This is a genomic window from Flavimobilis soli (assembly GCF_002564025.1).
GTDB lineage: Bacteria > Actinomycetota > Actinomycetes > Actinomycetales > Cellulomonadaceae > Flavimobilis > Flavimobilis soli.
This window is the reverse complement of the sequence record NZ_PDJH01000001.1, coordinates 2,478,644-2,496,336: the sequence shown is the minus strand read 5'-3', so window position 1 is coordinate 2,496,336 and position 17,693 is coordinate 2,478,644. Positions and strand designations below refer to the sequence as shown.

At 72.5% G+C, this 17,693-nt stretch carries 9 protein-coding genes; 2 read left to right on the top strand and 7 right to left on the bottom strand.

The genetic code is table 11. The annotated features are described in order from the left end of the window. Positions 1-104: 104 nt before the first annotated feature. From ATL41_RS11265 to ATL41_RS11235, 7 genes are all read right to left on the bottom strand, one after another. Positions 105-1,631 (bottom strand): sugar transferase, encoded by a 1,527-nt coding sequence (locus ATL41_RS11265; protein ID WP_098458555.1) that lies wholly within the window; start codon positions 1,629-1,631, stop codon positions 105-107. A 621-nt stretch (positions 1,632-2,252) separates the two neighbouring features. Further along, positions 2,253-2,702, bottom strand: coding sequence for an FAD synthase family protein (locus tag ATL41_RS11260; protein WP_245854788.1), 450 nt, complete (start codon positions 2,700-2,702; stop codon positions 2,253-2,255). 299 nt (positions 2,703-3,001) lie between these two features. Next, a complete protein-coding gene (gene mfd / locus ATL41_RS11255; protein ID WP_098458553.1) occupies positions 3,002-6,637 on the bottom strand; it encodes a transcription-repair coupling factor in 3,636 nt (1,211 codons plus the stop codon). Between the two features lie 42 nt (positions 6,638-6,679). Then, positions 6,680-8,020, bottom strand: coding sequence for a hypothetical protein (locus tag ATL41_RS11250; RefSeq protein WP_143556620.1), 1,341 nt, complete (start codon positions 8,018-8,020; stop codon positions 6,680-6,682). A 46-nt stretch (positions 8,021-8,066) separates the two neighbouring features. After that, positions 8,067-8,972 carry a glycosyltransferase family 2 protein gene (locus tag ATL41_RS11245; RefSeq protein ID WP_245854786.1) on the bottom strand — a complete coding sequence of 302 codons (906 nt, stop codon included), beginning with the start codon at positions 8,970-8,972 and terminating at the stop codon, positions 8,067-8,069. A gap of 23 nt (positions 8,973-8,995) precedes the next feature. Continuing rightward, positions 8,996-14,260 (bottom strand): PKD domain-containing protein, encoded by a 5,265-nt coding sequence (locus ATL41_RS13625; RefSeq protein ID WP_143556619.1) that lies wholly within the window; start codon positions 14,258-14,260, stop codon positions 8,996-8,998. Next, positions 14,260-14,922 (bottom strand): hypothetical protein, encoded by a 663-nt coding sequence (locus tag ATL41_RS11235; protein WP_098458549.1) that lies wholly within the window; start codon positions 14,920-14,922, stop codon positions 14,260-14,262. The genes ATL41_RS13625 and ATL41_RS11235 overlap by 1 nt, the downstream gene beginning before the upstream one ends. A 204-nt stretch (positions 14,923-15,126) precedes the next feature. On the opposite strand from ATL41_RS11235, the gene ATL41_RS11230 reads away from it, so the two are divergent. Together ATL41_RS11230 and ATL41_RS11225 are read left to right on the top strand one after the other, a co-directional pair. Then, positions 15,127-16,062, top strand: coding sequence for a glycosyltransferase family 2 protein (locus ATL41_RS11230; protein WP_098458548.1), 936 nt, complete (start codon positions 15,127-15,129; stop codon positions 16,060-16,062). A gap of 160 nt (positions 16,063-16,222) precedes the next feature. Next, the gene (locus ATL41_RS11225) at positions 16,223-17,668 is read left to right on the top strand and encodes a tyrosine-protein kinase domain-containing protein (RefSeq protein ID WP_098458547.1); all 1,446 of its coding nucleotides are present in this window, start codon (positions 16,223-16,225) and stop codon (positions 17,666-17,668) included. Positions 17,669-17,693: the final 25 nt, after the last annotated feature.

Sequence of the window (17,693 nt, the reverse complement as noted above, 5' to 3'; positions counted from 1 at the left end):
GCCCTCCTATCGACGTCCCACATCCTCCCGGTGGGCGAGAGCCCGGCCGCGCTCCCTCGACAGGGTGCGCGGCCGGGCTCTTGTGAGCCGATCGGGGGCGCGGCTCAGTAGGCACCCTCGTGCGCGAAGACAGCCTTCGCCGTGCGCAGGAGGATGAGCAGATCACCGGCGATGGTCCAGTTCTCGACGTAGTAGAGGTCCTTCCGCAGACCCTCGTCCCACGACAGGTCGGACCGCCCGCTGATCTGCCAGAGGCCAGTCAGTCCAGGCTTGACGAGCATGCGCCGCGGCGCCCACCCGTCGTAGAGAGCGACCTCGCTCGGCAGCGGCGGCCGCGGGCCGACGAGGCTCATCTCGCCCTTGAGCACGTTGAACAGCTGCGGCAGCTCGTCGAGCGAGTAGCGCCTCAGGACACGACCGAGCGGCGTGACCCGAGGGTCGTCCTTGAGCTTGAACAGCACACCGTTGCCCTCGTTCTCGCCCTCGAGGACCGCACGCTCCGCGTCGGCACCCACGCGCATCGAGCGGAACTTGATCATGCGGAACGTCTTGCCGTCCCGCCCCACGCGCTCCTGGCGGTAGAGGGCCGGCCCATCGCTCGTCAGGCGGATCGCGGCGGCGATCGCGAGCATCGGCAGCGAGAGCAGGAGGACGACCACGAGCGCGCCGACCCAGTCGATGATCGACTTGAAGACGTAGCGCACGCCCGCGTACTGCGGCGCGTCGACGTGGACGAGGGACAGGCCCTCGGCGGGGCTGAGCACCATGCGGGGACCCGCGACGTCGACGAGCCCGGGCGCGACGATCAGGTCGGTGCCCGTGGACTCGAGCCGGTACCCGAGGTCGCGGACGACGGACGCGTTGATGTGGTCGGCGCCGACGACAGCGACGGCGTCGGCCCGCACGCGGGTGACGGTGTGCGGGACGTCGAGCACGTCGCCCAGGACAGGGACGTCGTCGATCCACTCGCCCTCGAGCGGGTCGCCGTCCGGGACGCAGGCTCCGACGACGACGTATCCGGCGAGAGGGCGCGCAGCGATCTCCCGGGCGAGCTCGGCGACGCCGGACCGCGAGCCGATCAGGACCATGCGCGAGAGCGCGCGGCCGCGACGACGCAGCCTCTTGAGGTAGGTGCGGGCGCCGTAGCGCCCGACGAGCAGGAGCGCCGTGCCGAGCGGGATCGCGATCGCGACGTACTCGCGCGGCAGGTCCACCTCGGCGACGTAGGCCGCGAGCGCGACGGCGGCGAAGACGTGCCACGTCGCACGCCACACGCGCCCGTACTCCTCGACCCCGATCCCGACGATGCGCCGGTCACGGGACTTCTCGGCCGCGAGGCTCGCGAGCCACAGCACCGCGAGGACGAGGCCGACGACGACGTTCGCGCCGGGCCGTGCCGGGTCCGCCGACGGGAGCGACAGCATGAACGCGGTCGCCGTGGCGACGAGGATCGCTGCGAGGTCGGTCGTGAGCACGAGCGACGAGTACCGTCGCGGCCAGCTGATCGACGGGAAGACCCGGCGGACCGGTGTGCTGCTCGCGATGGCGCGGGTCGGCTGCTCGCGCGTACCGACCGGCTCCGGCGTCGTCGTCGCCGGCTGGGCCGGCGCAGGCGCGGGCTGCGCCACCATCCCTGCCCTGCCCCTGAATGTCGTCTCTGTGGTCACAGCTCCCCCACTGCTCAGGTATGTCTCTCCTCGGTGTCGGCGGTAACAGCCCGCCGCGTCGGGCGGGCTCGTCGCTCCGTCCGTCCCCTGGTCGCCCCCGCGACCTGAGGAGAACCTCTCCGGGCGGGTCCGGGGCCTTGCACCCCGCACCGCTCCCCGCACTTGAAAACTACTGACGTCACCAGCGGCGAAACAGGTGTCGGCGAGGCGAGGCGAGGGTGATCGTCCGAGACGGGCGGGCGAGACACAGGGTGGTCGAAGGTGACCTTTGCCGGGGCGCGTATCACCAGGTTGCGGGCGTGCCCGTGGCACGCTCGCACAGGGGCCCGGGCGCTGGGGTGCCGGACGAGGGGCGCCCTCACCCCGCCGTCGCCCGGGGTCACCCCCAGGGGCCGGGTCGGGCGACCCGATCGCGCCCCCCGCGACCAGGCGGACGCGGCGCGACTCGTCCGGACGACGACCTGCCGGGTGCGCGCCGCCGAGACGACGCGGTTCGTGCAGGACGATGCGGTGCGTGCAGGACGACGCGGTGCGTGCAGGACTACGCGGTGCGTGCAGGACTACGCGGTGCGTGCGGCTCCGGGCTCAGCTTTCGAGGGCGACCTGCTCGATGCTCTCGGCAGGCGACTCGAGGAGCGTCAGCGCGCGGCGGAGCTTCGTGCTCGACGTGTGCACCGTGTACGGGAAGTAGACGACCTGGACGCCGACGTCGGCGAAGCGCTGCTCGAGCTCGTCGCCCTTGGGCGTGCCGCGCCAGTCGTCCCCCTTGAAGAACACGTCGAACTGGCAGCGCCGCCACGTCTCGAGCTTGTCCGGCTGCGTCTCGATGAAGACCTCGTCGACGTAACCGATGTGGCTGACGATCTCCGCGCGCTCGTGCACCGGCACGACCGGCCGACGGCCCTTGGCCTGCTCGAGCATGTCGTCGTCGACGACGCCCGCGATGAGGTAGTCGCAGTTCGCTGCGGCATGACGCAGGACGTTGAGGTGCCCCACGTGGAACAGGTCCCACGCTCCCGGGGCGTAGCCGACCACACCCGTGCCCTTCACAGGGCGCTCTCGGCGCCCCCGTACCATCTGTCCCACGTGCTCCCCCGTCGGTCTGCGCCCCTCGGGTGCGCACCTCAACGCTAGGAGCAGGGACGGAGCAGCAGACACCCCTCGCGGGGTGGCCCGTGGGGTGATTCGCGCACCGCGCGCGGCTCGCCCGCGCGCCAGGCTGGTCCGCAGGCGAGCCACGCCGGGCGCTCGCCGTGGGGCGCAGCGACGCCAGGCGCGGCGACGCGAGGCTCAGCGCCCCGGGCTCAGCGACCTCCGGCTCAGCGACGCCGGGCTCAGCGAGCGGAGCCCGAGGCGCCCGCGGTGCCGACGCCCGCCGCAGCAGACACGGAGCCGCCGATCACGGCGTCGATCAGCTCGGTCGCCCACGTCAGCACCTCGGCACCCCGCAGCGGACGGCCACCGATGCGCGCGGTCGTCGGGAACGGCACGAGGACCGCCCGGATCGCCGGCTTGAGCACCGTCCCCGGGTACAGGCGCTTGAGGCGCAGCGTCGCCGACTCCGGCAGGTCGACCGGCGCGAACCGCACGAACTTCCCCTGAGCGGTGACGTCGCTGAGGCCCGCCGCGCGCGCGTGGTTGCGGAACGCCGCGACGTCGAACAGCGCGGACACGACTTCCGGCACCGCGCCGTAGCGGTCCGTGAGCTCGGCACGCACCTCGTCGAGCGCGGCCGACGTCTGCGCGGCAGCGATCTTCTGGTACGCCTCGAGGCGCAGGCGCTCGTGCGCGATGTAGTCGTGCGGGATGTGCGCGTCGACCGGGAGCTCGATCGTGACCTCGGGTGCCTCCTCCTCCGCGTCGCCGCGGTAGGCGGCGACCGCCTCGCCGACCATGCGCACGTACAGGTCGAAGCCGACGCCCTGGATGTGGCCCGACTGCTCGCCGCCGAGCAGGTTGCCCGCGCCGCGGATCTCGAGGTCCTTCATCGCGATCTGCATGCCCGCACCGAGGTCGGTGTGGGCGGCCATCGTCGCGAGGCGGTCGTGCGCCGTCTCCGTGAGCGGCTTCTCCGGCGGGTACAGGAAGTACGCGTACGCGCGGTCGCGGCCACGCCCGACACGACCGCGCAGCTGGTGGAGCTGCGACAGTCCGAGGACGTCCGCGCGCTCCAGGATGAGCGTGTTCGCGTTCGAGATGTCGAGCCCCGTCTCGATGATCGTCGTCGACACGAGCACGTCGAACTTCCGGTCCCAGAAGTCCATGATGACCTGCTCGAGCTGGGCCTCGTTCATCTTGCCGTGCGCGGTCGCGATGCGTGCTTCGGGGACGAGCTCCTGGAGGCGCGCAGCCGTCTTGGAGATCGTGTCGACCTTGTTGTGGACGTAGAAGACCTGGCCCTCACGCAGGAGCTCACGGCGGATGGCCGCGGTGATCTGCTTGTCGTCGTACGCGCCGACGTACGTGAGCACGGGGTGGCGCTCCTCGGGCGGCGTCTGGAGGGTCGACATCTCCCGGATGCCTGTGACGGCCATCTCGAGCGTGCGCGGGATCGGCGTCGCAGACATGGCGAGCACGTCGACGTTGGTGCGCAGCTGCTTGAGGGTCTCCTTGTGCTCGACGCCGAAGCGCTGCTCCTCGTCGACGATCACGAGGCCGAGGTCCTTGAAACGGACCGAGCCGGACAGGAGGCGGTGCGTGCCGATGACCACGTCGACCGACCCGTCCTTGAGCCCCTCGAGCACCGCGTTCGCCTCGGCGTCCGTCTGGAAGCGCGAGAGCGCGCGGACCTTGACGGGGAACGCCGAGTAGCGCTCGGAGAACGTGTCGAAGTGCTGCTGGACGAGCAGCGTCGTCGGGACGAGCACGGCGACCTGCTTGCCGTCCTGCACCGCTTTGAAGGCCGCGCGGACCGCGATCTCGGTCTTGCCGTAGCCGACGTCGCCGCACACGAGGCGGTCCATCGGCACAGGCTTCTCCATGTCCGCCTTGACCTCCTCGATCGTCGCGAGCTGGTCGGGGGTCTCGACGTAGGCGAACGCGTCCTCGAGCTCGCGCTGCCACGGCGTGTCAGGGCCGAACGCGTGCCCCTGCGTCGCCATGCGCGCCGAGTACAGGCGCACGAGCTCCCCGGCGATCTCCTTGACGTGCTTGCGCGCCTTCGCCTTGGTGCGCGACCAGTCGGAGCCGCCCATCTTGTTGAGCGTCGGCGCCTCGCCGCCCGTGTACTTCGTCACGAGGTCGAGCTGGTCGGTCGGCACGAAGAGGCGGTCGCCCGGGTGCCCGCGCTTCGACGACGCGTACTCGACGACGAGGTACTCGCGCGTCGCCGCGTTCGCGCCCGAGCCGAGCGTGCGCTGCACGAGCTCGACGAAGCGGCCGACGCCGTGCTGCTCGTGGACGACGTAGTCGCCCGCGCGCAGCGAGAGCGGGTCGACGACGTTGCGCCGCCGCGACGGCATGCGGCGCATGTCCTTCGTCGTCGCACCGGCGCGACCGGTGATGTCCTGCTCCGAGAAGACCGCGAGGCGCAGCTCCTCGTCGACGAAGCCCGCGCCGACGGACGCGGTGACGACGTGGACGACGCCGCCCTCGGGCGCCGCCGGGACGTCGGGGACGAGGCGGGCCGCGGTCTCGGCGGCGCCGAGCTGCTCGGCCATGCGCTTCGCCGGTCCGGGGCCCTCGGTCGCGAGCACCAGGCGCCACCCGGCGCGCTGCAGGCCGCGCACGTCGTCGAGCGCCCGCTCGACGTCGCCGTGGTACGCGACGACGTCGCGCGCGCGCATGCGCAGCGTCGCGCCGTCGGTCTCGAGGCCCGGCTCGACGTCGTCCTCCTCGGGGCCCTGCCCGAACGGGCTGAGGGTCCACCAGCCGAGCGCTCGGCGCGCGCTGATCGCGCGCAGGTCGGCGAGCGACATGAACGACGCCGCCGACAGGTCGATCGGCACGGAGCCGCCCGCGGCCGCGGAGGTCCAGGCGGCCGCGAGGAACTCCTCCGTCGTCGACACGAGGTCGTGCGCGCGGCGGCGCACACGCTCGGGGTCGGAGAGGACGAGCAGCGACTCGTCCGGGACGAGGTCGAGGACCGGGACCATGCGGTCGACGAGCGCGGGGCTGAGCGACTCCATGCCCTCGACCGCGATGCCCTGCGACATGCGGTCGAGCATCTCGGTCGCGCCCGGGAGCTGCGGGATGAGCGCAGCGGCGCGCTCGCGCACCTCGGGGGTCAGCAGGAGCTCGCGGCACGGCGGCGCCCACAGGCCGTGCTCGGCGATCTCGAGGCTGCGCTGGTCGGCGACCGCGAACCAGCGGATCTCCTCGACCTCCTCGCCCCAGAACTCGATGCGCAGCGGGTGGTCCTCGGTCGGCGGGAAGACGTCGAGGATGCCACCGCGGACGGCGAACTCGCCGCGCCGCTCGACCATGTCGACGCGCGTGTACGCGGCCGCGACGAGCTGCTCGGCGACCTCGGTCAGGTCCGCCTGCTGGCCGGCCGCGAGCTGGACCGGGTCGAGGTCCCCGAGGCCCTCGACGACCGGCTGCATGAGGGCGCGCACGGGCACGACGAGGACGCGGACGGGGCCCGCGGGGCCGTGCTCCGGCGTCGGGTGCGCGAGGCGGCGCATGACGGCGAGGCGGCGCGCGACCGTGTCGCTGCGGGGTGACAGCCGCTCGTGCGGCAGCGTCTCCCACGCGGGGAGCACCGCGACGTCGTCGTGCGGGAGGTAGCACGCAAGCGCGGCGGCGAGGTCGTCAGCCTCGCGGCCCGTTGCCGTGACGACGACGAGGGGCCGCGCGCCCTGGACGGCCGCGTCGTCCTGGCCGTGCGCGCCCGCGAGGAGCGCGAGCAGCGGAGGGCGCGCACCCGACGGCGTGACGACGTCGAGCTCGCCGCGCGCGTGCACGTGCTCGAGCGCCGCCGCGACCGCGGGATCCTGTCGCAGCAGGGAAAGGACACCGGTGAGCGACATGGGTTTCCTCGAGCATGGGGAGCGGGTGGGCGACGTTCCAGTCTACGTGTGCGCCGCGACCCTGCTCCCTGGGAGCGCGACCCTCCGGGCCGGTGCGGGATCGCGCCGCGCACGCGCTGCGGCCAGCGGCAGCGCGAGGCCGAGGGCGAGAGCGAGGATCGACATCGAGGAGTAGACCGGCGCGAAGAACATGTCCCACAGGCAGCGCAGCGTCAGCGCGACGAGGAGGCCGCTCGCGACACCCGCCGCGAGACGGGTGACGAGGCCGCGTACGAGGAGGACGGTCATGACGGCTGCGAGGAGCAGCCCGAGGAGCCCGGCCCACGCCCACAGGTCGCCGACGACGGAGTGCAGCTCGATCCCCCGCCCGAACATGTAGCGGTGGACGTAGCCGTTGTCCGGGTCGTAGCCCAGCTCGGCCATGCCGCCCTTCGCCGCGCGCAGGTCGAGGCCGTTCGGCACGACGCCGAACCCGAAGCCCCACGGTCGCGCCTCGGCGAGCGCGAAGGTCGCGCCCATCTCAGGCCGTGAACCCACCAGGAGCGAACCGGACTGCTCGATCTGCCGGGCCGACCGCTCGGCTGCGGCCGTGCCGAGCGCCCCCTCGAGCGCGAGCGCCTTGCCGAGCTGGTAGACGCCCGCGCCGAGCACCGCGAGGAGCACGAGCAGGCTCCGCGCCGACCGCCGCCGTCGCGACCGGCGCCGCCACGCCTGCCACATGACGAGCGCCGTGGCCATGAGCAGGAGCCCGAACATCGACCGGCTGTCCTGCACCGCGCAGACGCCCGCGAGCAGGAGCAGCCCGCCCACCTCGACGTACCAGCGGCGCGTGAGCCACGCGAGCGACATCACGACGACCGTCACCGGCAGGCCGTACGCGAACTTCCACGCGTTCGAGCCGGTCGGGCCCAGCGCGCCGTCCATCAGCATGCCGACGCCGAAGAACAGCGCGACCCACGCGTCGCCCCACACGCTCCGCGCCCACAGGACCGCGGCGACGCCGACGACGATGCCGACGACGTGCATCGCCGCGTCGCGCGTGACGCTCCGGATGACGACGTGGTCGACCTGCGCGAGCGCCGACAGCGCGAGCCCGTTCGCGACGGCGAGCGCGCCGACCGTCAGGAGCAGACCGGCGCCGCGGAAGCGCAGCGCGGCAGGGACGACGACGGGCAGGACCGCGATCGTGAGCGCGGTGCCCGCGGTCAGGCCGCCGAGCACCGAGTACCAGGAGCCGACGATCAGGACGAGGAACGCGGACGCGCCCTGCGTGAGCCGCAGGCGGTGACGCAGCGCCACCTCGTCGACGACGCTGAGCACGGGGACGCCGCGACGAGCCAGGTGGGACGCCGGGGACACGCCCGTCGTCTGCACTGTCGCCATCGCGCTCCCCTTCGCGTCCGTGCGCACGCTCACGGGCGCGCGACCGTCACCGACGGTACTCCTGGTAGACGCTCCCGACCGCGCCCGCGACCATGCCGGCGCCGCGCACGGCGGTCCGTGCCCCCTGGGCCCGCAGGCCGGTGTCGAGGGTAGCGAGCCCGCCGAGCGACCGCACCGCTCCGCCCGCGACGCGTGCAGCGCCCTGGACGGCGAGCTTCACCCGTCCGCGCAGCGCGGCGCCGCGCGAGCGGACGCCGAGCAGGTGCACGCGCGCGCGAGCGTTGCCGTTGCGGAACGCCCGCTGCAGCACCCACGAGCGCGTGGCGCGCTCGACCGGCACGATGTCGACGATGCTCGCCTCGTCACAGAAGACGATCTCCCCGCCGCGGGCGACGATCTCGCTCGTGAACGCGGTGTCAGAGCCTCCCGTGAAGCGGAAGGCCTGGTCGAACCGCAGCCCCCACTCGCGCACGAGCCGCATGTCGAGCAGGAGGTTGCCCGTGCCGGCGGCGGGGACGCGCGTCCCCGTCGGGTAGCGCTTGCGCTCGAAGAACTTGCCCTCCGCGATCCACCGGTCGGGCTCCTGCTCGAACTGCGCGACGACGGCACCTGCGACCGCGGCGCACCCGTACTCCTCGTGCGTCGCGAGCATCGTCCGCAGCCAGGCGGGCGACGGGATCTCGTCGTCGTCGATGAACACGAGGATGTCGCCGGTCGTCTCGTCGAGGGCGCGGTTGCGCGCGGAGACGATCCCGGGGTCGGGCTCGTGCACGTACCGGACCGGGTCCCCCGCGGCCTCGCGCTCGGCGACGATGTCGCGTGCGCTCGGCACGTCGTCGTTGTCGACGACGAGGAGCTCGGCACCGGGCACCTGCCGCACCTGCTCGAGCAGGCGCGGCAGGGCTTCGCGGAGACCGTCGGGGCGACGGAAGGTGAGGATCCCTACCGTCACCCCGACGGGTGCTGCTGCTCCCGTCACGGCTGGCCGGCCCAGAGGTCGTCCCAGGCGACGAGGACGTCCGGGTTGCCGGTCGTGCCACCGACGTACGCCTGCAGCGCGACCCCACCAGCCTCCTGGAGGTCAGCGGTCGAGTCGTTCGCCGTCGCCCGCCACGCAGCCGGCTCCGGGTCACCGTCACGCCACACCTTGGCGCGCACCGTCGTCGGCGACGTGCCCGTCACCTGCGCCCGCACCCGCAGCTTCTCGCCCGGCACCAGCGTCAGACCCTCGACCACACCACCGTTGAGCGCCGTGATCGACGAGATGCCACGACCCACGTGCAGCTGGATGCCACCGTCGGTCGCCACCCGAACGCGAGCGACATAACCGCTCGTGCCGATCGCACGACCAGCGATCGTCAAGAACGAGTTGCCCGCAGGCAGCCGGTCCATCGACACCGTCGTCTGGATCTCCGTCGACGTCGACGACACCGACCGCAAGAAGGCCGAGCGCGTCGCACCCGGGGTCAACGACATCCGACCCTCACCACCAGCGACCGAGTACCGCGACAGCGTCGACGCCGTGCTCGTGACCGTCCAGTCACCACCGGTCTGCGCCGAACCCCAGCCCGACGTCACCGACCGGGCGAAGCCGTCCACGGCCAGAGCGCCCGCAGGCGGCTCCTCCACGTCCGGCTCCTCGACCACGACCTGGTGCGTCACCGTGCCCGTCGCACCGTCGTCGTCCGTCACCGTCAGCTTCACCGAGTACGACCCAGCCTCCGCGTACGTGTGCGACGTCGTACGACCCGTGCCGTTCTCACCGTCACCAAAGTCCCACGCGTACGACGCGACCGTCCCGTCCGAGTCAGACGAACCCGACGCATCGAAGCCCACCTCCAACCCGTCCACCGCCGACGAGAACGCCGCCACCGGCGCCACGTTCGGCACCGGGGGCTGCCCGCCGCCGCCGAACCCGTCGGGAGCGCCGGCCCAGAGGTCGTCCCAGGCGACGAGGACGTCCGGGTTGCCGGTCGTGCCACCGACGTACGCCTGCAGCGCGACCCCACCAGCCTCCTGGAGGTCAGCGGTCGAGTCGTTCGCCGTCGCCCGCCACGCAGCCGGCTCCGGGTCACCGTCACGCCACACCTTGGCGCGCACCGTCGTCGGCGACGTGCCCGTCACCTGCGCCCGCACCCGCAGCTTCTCGCCCGGCACCAGCGTCAGCCCCTCGACCACACCACCGTTGAGCGCCGTGATCGACGAGATGCCACGACCCACGTGCAGCTGGATGCCACCGTCGGTCGCCACCCGAACGCGAGCGACATAACCGCTCGTGCCGATCGCACGACCAGCGATCGTCAAGAACGAGTTGCCCGCAGGCAGCCGGTCCATCGACACCGTCGTCTGGATCTCCGTCGACGTCGAGGACACCGACCGCAAGAAGGCCGAGCGCGTCGCACCCGGGGTCAACGACATCCGACCCTCACCACCAGCGACCGAGTACCGCGACAGCGTCGACGCCGTGCTCGTGACCGTCCAGTCACCACCGGTCTGCGCCGAACCCCAGCCCGACGTCACCGACCGGGCGAAGCCGTCCACGGCCAGAGCGCCCGCAGGCGGCTCCTCCACGTCCGGCTCCTCGACCACGACCTGGTGCGTCACCGTGCCCGTCGCACCGTCGTCGTCCGTCACCGTCAGCTTCACCGAGTACGTCCCAGCCGCCGCGTACGTGTGCGACGTCGTACGACCCGTGCCGTTCTCACCGTCACCAAAGTCCCACGCGTACGACGCGACCGTCCCGTCCGAGTCAGACGAACCCGACGCATCGAAGCCCACCTCCAACCCGTCCACCGCCGACGAGAACGCCGCCACCGGCGCCACGTTCGGCACCGGGGGTGCCACGGTGACGTTCCTGGTGGTCTGCGCGGTCGCGCCGCGGTTGTCCGTGACCGTGAGGGTGATCGTGTACGTGCCCGCTGCGGCGTAGGTGTGCGTCGTGGTGCGACCGGTACCGGTCTCACCGTCGCCGAACGCCCACGTGTAGGAGGCGATCGTCCCGTCGGGGTCGCTCGACGCGGAAGCGTCCACCGCGACCCCGAGGTTGGTCACGTCCGTGGTGAACGACGCGGTGGGCGCCGCGTTCGGCTCTTCGCCCGTCGCGCCGAGCGCGTGGTGCAGCGCGACGGTCTGCGCGTCGAGCGGCGCGCCGTAGACGGCGACGTCGTCGATCGAGCCGATGAGCGTCTGCGAGGACGAGCCCCACGTGTTGTCGCCGCCGACCCTCCAGTAGCCCGTGTAGTTCTCCGGCAGCACCTGCGGGTTGGTGCCGACGAGGACGCCGTCGACGTACAGCCGCATGCCGTTGTCGCCGAGCGTCGAGACGACGTGGTGCCACTGACCGTCGTTGTACGCGGTGGACGACGTCACGCGGTACTCGGCGCCGCGGTAGATGCCGAAGACGAGTCGGCCGTCGTCCTGCATGTACGTGTGCCGGTCATAGCTCGTCGACGTGTTGGCCGTCGAGTTGCCGAAGCCGACGATGCGACCGCCCTGCGTCGTCGTGGTCTTGAACCACGCCTCGGTCGAGAACTTCGTGGGGTTGGCCTGGGCCTGCGCGTCGTAGACGTGCGCCCGGTTCGTGAACCGGATGGACGCGTTGTTCAGGTCCCTGATCGCGCCGGCCTCGCCGCGCACCGCGGTCCCGGACAGCGTGCCGGGCTTGCCGAGCGGGCCCGAGTCGGCGACCGCCGAGCCGGATGTCTCGGCGAAGCGCCAGAAGAGCAGCGGGTCCGCAGCCGCGACCGCGGCGCCGTAGGCGTCGCTCGGAGCCGTGTACGCGGGAACCGTGCCGCCTGCGGCCGCGTAGTGCTCACGCACCTGCTGCGGCGTCAGGACGCGGCCGTCGTAGACGGCGGCCTCGTCGATCGCACCGGCGAACCACACGCTCGTCGGCACGCTCGCCCAGCTCGAGAGGCTGCCGCCGCCGAGACGCCAGAAGCCGTTGTAGGCGTCGGCTGTGCGCACGTCGTCGCGGTGCGCGACACGGACGCCGTCGACGTAGAGCGCGAGCCCGTCGGCCTGGCTCATCGTCGCGACCACGTGGTGCCAGGCGTTGTCGTTGTACGAGGCGCGCGACGAGACGACGTTGCGCCCGTTGGCCTGGACGCCGAAGTGCAGACGTCCGGAGTTGTCCATGTAGACGTGCCGGTCGGACGTGCCCGAGGTGCCTGAGCTCGCGGAGCCGAATCCGATGATGCGGCCGCCGCGGGTCGTGCTCGTCCTGAACCATGCCTCCGCCGAGAACTCGATCGGCGCGGGCTCGCTCGTCGAGTGGACGGCGTCACCGTTGCTCGACCCGGAGAACGTCATGGCCGTGTTGCTGTCGCCGGCGACCGCACCGGCGGACCCCGGGGTCACGCCGGCGCGCGTCGTCAGCGGGCGCGTCCCCGTGAGGTCGGCAGCCGTCGTCCCGCTCGCCTCGGACAGCCGCCAGTAGCTCGACGGCCCGTCCTCGGCGACCGTGCGGGCGTACGTCGAGAACGACCCGCTCGAGGCGACCGTGACGGTCACCCACTCCGACCAGACGTTGTTGCCCGCGGCGTCCATCGCGCGGACGCGGTAGCGCGGCGTCGAACCGGGCGCGAGGCCCGTGTCGACGTAGGACATCGTGGGCCGCTTCCAGAAGGAGGCTGTCACCGTCCGCTCCTGAAGGACGGTGTTGTTGTCGTTCCGCACGAGGCGGTACGTCAGCTCCTCGTCGCCGCGGTCGAAGTTCGCGGGCCACGAGACGACGACCGTCCCGGACGCCGGCGAGACCGCGCGGAGCGCGGACTGGGCGCCGCCGTAGCGGGGCGCGTCCGTGTCGGGCGTCGTCTTGCGGGAGGCGAAGCGAGCGAGGCCCTGCTGGGCGGTGTTGTTCACGCGCGTGAACTCGCCGCCCATGATGACGTAGCCGCTGCCGGCCGCGATCGCCCAGGCGCCCTGGCCCTGGCCCGTGTAGGAGCCCGTGTTCAGGTCGGGGAACCAGTCGAGGATCTCCGGGTGCGGCTGGCCCTGCGTGTCCGCGTACCCGTAGATGTCGGGGACGTTCGTGCCGGTCGCGTACTTGGTGACCGCGGTGCCGCGGTTGACGCGCCACGGGTTGGTCTGCGGGAAGCCGCCGCTGTTGCCGCAGTAGTGCTTGTGGGACGCGACGTAGACCGCGTCCTCGAACGGCGTGACGTCGTACGAGTCACCGTGGCAGTCCTCGACCCACTTGAGCGTGCCGTCGGCCCACGAGACGGCGAACACGCCCTCGACGTTGCCGCCGGCACCGAAGTGGTAGCCGACGCCGTAGAAGTTCTCGCTGTCCTTCGAGAGCCTGAGGATCGCCGACTCGTCGCCGGCGTTGCGGATCTGCGAGTTGGCGGGCAGCGACAGGAGGTTGCCGGTCGCGGCGTCGAAGCGCGCGAGGCCGTATCCGGGGTTCGAGGAGCCACGGACAGACGTGAAGTTGCCGGCGACGACGACCGCGGAGCCGTCGGGCGACACCTCGACGGCCTGCACGCCGCGGTTGTCGATCCCTGCGTCGAACGGCAGCGTCGTCGTGCCGGCCCCCGGCGCGACAGCGGCGACCTTGTACCGGGCGATGCCGTTGACCGCGGTGAACGAGCCACCGATGAAGACCGCGGTGCTCGACACGGACACGCTCAGGACGGTCGTGTTGACGACGGGTCGGAACGGCAGCAGCTCGCCGGTCGCGGTGCTGAACGCCGCGACGCGGTAGCGGGCCTGACCGTCGATCGACGTGAAGCTGCCGCCGACGTACAGGGTCGAGCCGTCCGGGGAGACAGCGACCGAGCGGACCTGCGCGTTCGCCTTCGGCGCCCACGGCAGGAGCGCGCCCGTGCGGACGTCGAACGCCATGAGGTTGCCTCGGACCTGCTCGCTCGTCCCCGCGGCCGCGCCCGGCGGGCGGGCCGACGTGAACTCGCCACCGACGTACACGGTGTTCCCGACGACGACCTGCGACCACGCGACGCCGTTGATCTGGGCGGTCGGCAGGCTCGCGGAGCCTGCGACCTCCGGCTTCGAGCTGCGCGGGGGGCCGACGACGCCGGTACCGGTGTCAGAGGTCGGCGCGGCCTGGGCGGCGGTCGGCACGAGCGCCCCGAGGAAGAGGATCGCGAGCGCCGAGAGAGCCGCGAGCAGGGCCCTCCGGGGACGGTGGAGACGGATCATGATGTCCTCGAGCTTCTGTGCGTCGCGGTCGTGCGCGGTTCGTGCGGACTGAGGTGAGGTGGGGCTGGAGGCGCGCATCACGCGTCTCCCTCGAACGCCACAACCTTGAGGTCGGCGGCGACGTCGACCTCCACGTGGACGGGGACGTCGCGCTCGGCGACGCGGAAGACGTACGTCCCGGAGGCCTTCTTGCCTGCGGCGGCGGACGCGGGGAAGGGGTCGACACCCGGCCCCGACAGGGTGGTCGCGGGCGTCTCGTCCGCGCCGAGGTAGAGGTTGACGATCGCGCCCGACAGGTCGAGGGCCTCGTCCGTGTCGTTCGTGACGGTGACGGTCACCCGGAGAGCGTCGCCGGCGACCTCGCCGGGGAGGGTGGCCTCGCCCTCGACCTCCTCGACCTTCGTCACCCGGGCGACGACGCCCTTCGTGATCGTGGCCTTCTCGTCGAGCTGGACGGGCTTCCCCTTCTTGCGCTTGACCGGGTCGAGCGGCTCGGGAGCCTTCTTCGGGTCCGACGGCTCGGTCGGCAGGTCGGTCGGCGGCGCGGGCACCTCGGCCTGCGTGGAGCCGGACGTCGCGCCCGCCCCTGCCGTCGCCGACGGCGTCGCGCTGGACGCGGCGGTCGGCGCGTCCTGCGACTGCCCGGTGCACCCACCGAGCACGAGGGCGGTCGCGACCATCGCGACGACCCTCGTCGTCCTCGTCCGGCGCCCCTGTGCGCGGACCTTGTCCTGATTCATCCTGTGTCCTCCCCCGAGCGACGCCGTCAGCACGCGGCTGACAGGTGACTGAATCGTGCTCCCGGCCGACGCCTGCGGCGCACAGGTGTCGCGCAACCTCACCCGTGCGTCACCCGTCCTTCACCCAGGGCGAGCCCGCCCGGGGCGGACGAGCCCGGCTAGCGTGAACGTTGCTCAGGGAACGTTCGCGAGACTGGAGGGGGCATGAGCCGAGCACTCGTCGTCGTGAGCTACGGGTCGTCCGCCCTGCTCGCGGAGAACCTCGCGGCCTGGGGGCGCGCGAGCACGCCGGGCTGGACCGTCGTCGTGGTGGACAACCCGACGACGACCGAGGAGCGCGCCCGTGTGCGGTCCCTCGCGGACCAGCACGGTTGGCTGCTCGTCGAGCCGGACCACAACCTCGGTTTCGGCGACGGCTGCGCGGCCGGCGTCGCGGCGGCCCGCACGGTCACCGAGCCGAACGCGATCGTGCTGCTCAACCCTGACGCGCGCGTGTCCGTCGAGGACGCCGACGAGCTCGCGCGACGGGTCGAGGAGGACGAGTCCCTGCTCCTCGTGCCGCAGATGGTGCACGGCGACGGTCGGCCCGCCTTCACGATCGGCTACGTCGACCGCCGCACGGGCATGCCGACCGGCGCGGCGTCGTCGTCCGGGCTCGCGTGGCTCACGGGCGCGTGCCTCGCGATGGCGCGCGGCGCGTGGGAGACGCTGGGCGGCTTCGCGAGCGACTACTTCTTGTACTGGGAGGACGTCGACGTCGCGTGGCGGTGGCATGCTGCGGGCGGCCGGGTCGACGTCGCACGCGACCTGCGCTGCGTGCACGACGCCGGCGGGACGCAGGCCGGCGCGGGCTCGCCGAGCAAGTCGCCGCTCTACTACTTCTTCAACACCCGCAACCGTCTCGTGTTCGCCGCGCGCAACCTGGGCGCGCGCGGCCGCGTGCGCTGGGCGCTGCACTCGCCCCGCTACGCGCGGCAGGTGGTGCTGCGTGGCGGGCGCCGCCAGCTGCTGCGCCCGTGGCGCTGCGTCGTGCCCGCCGTCCGGGGCACCGTCAGCGGCCTGAGAGCCCTCGTCGTCGGACTGCCCGCGACCACCCCGAGAGCTGCGACGCCGCAGGTAGGCGCGCCGTCGGCAGGCTGATCGGGTGGTTCAGGGGGTGGTTGCGGCCCGTGCGGTGGCCCCACGTCCTGAGGGCGTGGTTCGATCTGACCAGGGCCCGGACAGGCGGTCCCGTCCCGGTGCCCGCGCTCGTCTCAGGAGCGCCGCGCCGGGTGACGATCATGGGGTGCACGTGGATCTGATGGAATACCTCTCAGCCTTGCGCAAGCGCTGGCTGGTCATCGCCCTTCTCGCCGTCCTCGGCGCGGGGGCAGGGTTCGGGCTCGCGAAGTCCACCACCCCCACCTACCGGTCGTCGACGACGACGTTCGTGTCGCTCGCGCGCGGCGAGACCGTCACCGAGCTGGTCCAGGGCACGATGTACACCCAGAACCTCGTCGAGTCGTTCGCGCGGCTCGCGACGATGCCGACGGTTCTCGAGCCGGTCATCGAGGAGCTCGACCTGGGCATGAGCGCGCGCACGCTGGCTCGGACGATCACCGCCACGACGCCGCTCGACACGATGTTCGTCGAGATCAGTGCGACGTCGCGCGACCCCGCGCTTGCCGCAGAGGTCGCAGACGCCGTCACCGCAAGCCTGGCCCGCACGGTCGAGGAGATCGCTCCCTCGGGTTCGGAGGACACGCCGGCCGTCACCATGACCGTCGTCGCCGACGCGGTCGTGCCGACCGTCCCGTTCACGCCGAACACCAAGATGAACGTCGCGCTCGGCGGCACCGCCGGTCTCGCCGTCGGCGTCGCGCTCGCGCTGCTCCTCACGGTGCTCGACACGCGCGTCCGCGGCATCAAGGACGTCCCGTCGCACCAGGACCGCGTCCTGCTCGGCGTCGTCCCGCGCGAGCGCTCGCGCCGCGACCAGGTGACGATCCTCGGGGAGCCGCACGGCGCTGGCGCCGAGTCCTTCCGACGCATCCAGACCAACCTGCAGTTCATCGGCGCGGCGAGCCAGCTGCGCACGCTCGTCGTGTCGTCGTCGATCTCGGGCGAGGGCAAGTCCACGGTCGCGATCAACGTCGCGCTCGCCCTCTCGGAGAAGGGCGGCCGCGTCCTCCTCGTCGACGCGGACCTGCGCCGCCCCACGATCGCGAGCGTCACCGGCCTCGAGCCGTCGGTCGGGCTCACGACGGTCCTCGTCGGCTCGGCGTCGCTCGAGGACGTCACGCAGCCGTGGGGCCACCCGGGTCTCGACGTCGTCGTCTCGGGCGACATCCCCCCGAACCCCGCCCAGCTCATCGACTCCTCGGCGATGCAGGAGCTCATCGACGAGGCGGCGAAGGAGTACGACCACGTCGTGCTCGACGCCCCACCGATCCTGCCCGTGGCGGACGGCGTCGTCCTCGCGCGACGGACCGACGGCGTGGTCATGGTCGTGGGATCGGCGCGCGTGCGTCGCACCCAGGTGAGCACCGCGCTCACCGCCCTCGACACGGTCGGGGCGCGCTGCCTCGGCGTCGTCGTGAACTTCGCCGACCCGAGCGACGCGGACACCCCGCGCGGCTACGTCGCGAGCGAGCCGTCCGGCCTCGCCGCGGCGGCCCGCCGACAGCGGTCGCGCCGCTCCGTGCCGACACCGGAAGACACGGGGACCGAGACCCGGCGCGGGCCGCGCGCAGCGAAGAGCAGCTGACGAGGCCACGCCCCGGAAGACAGAC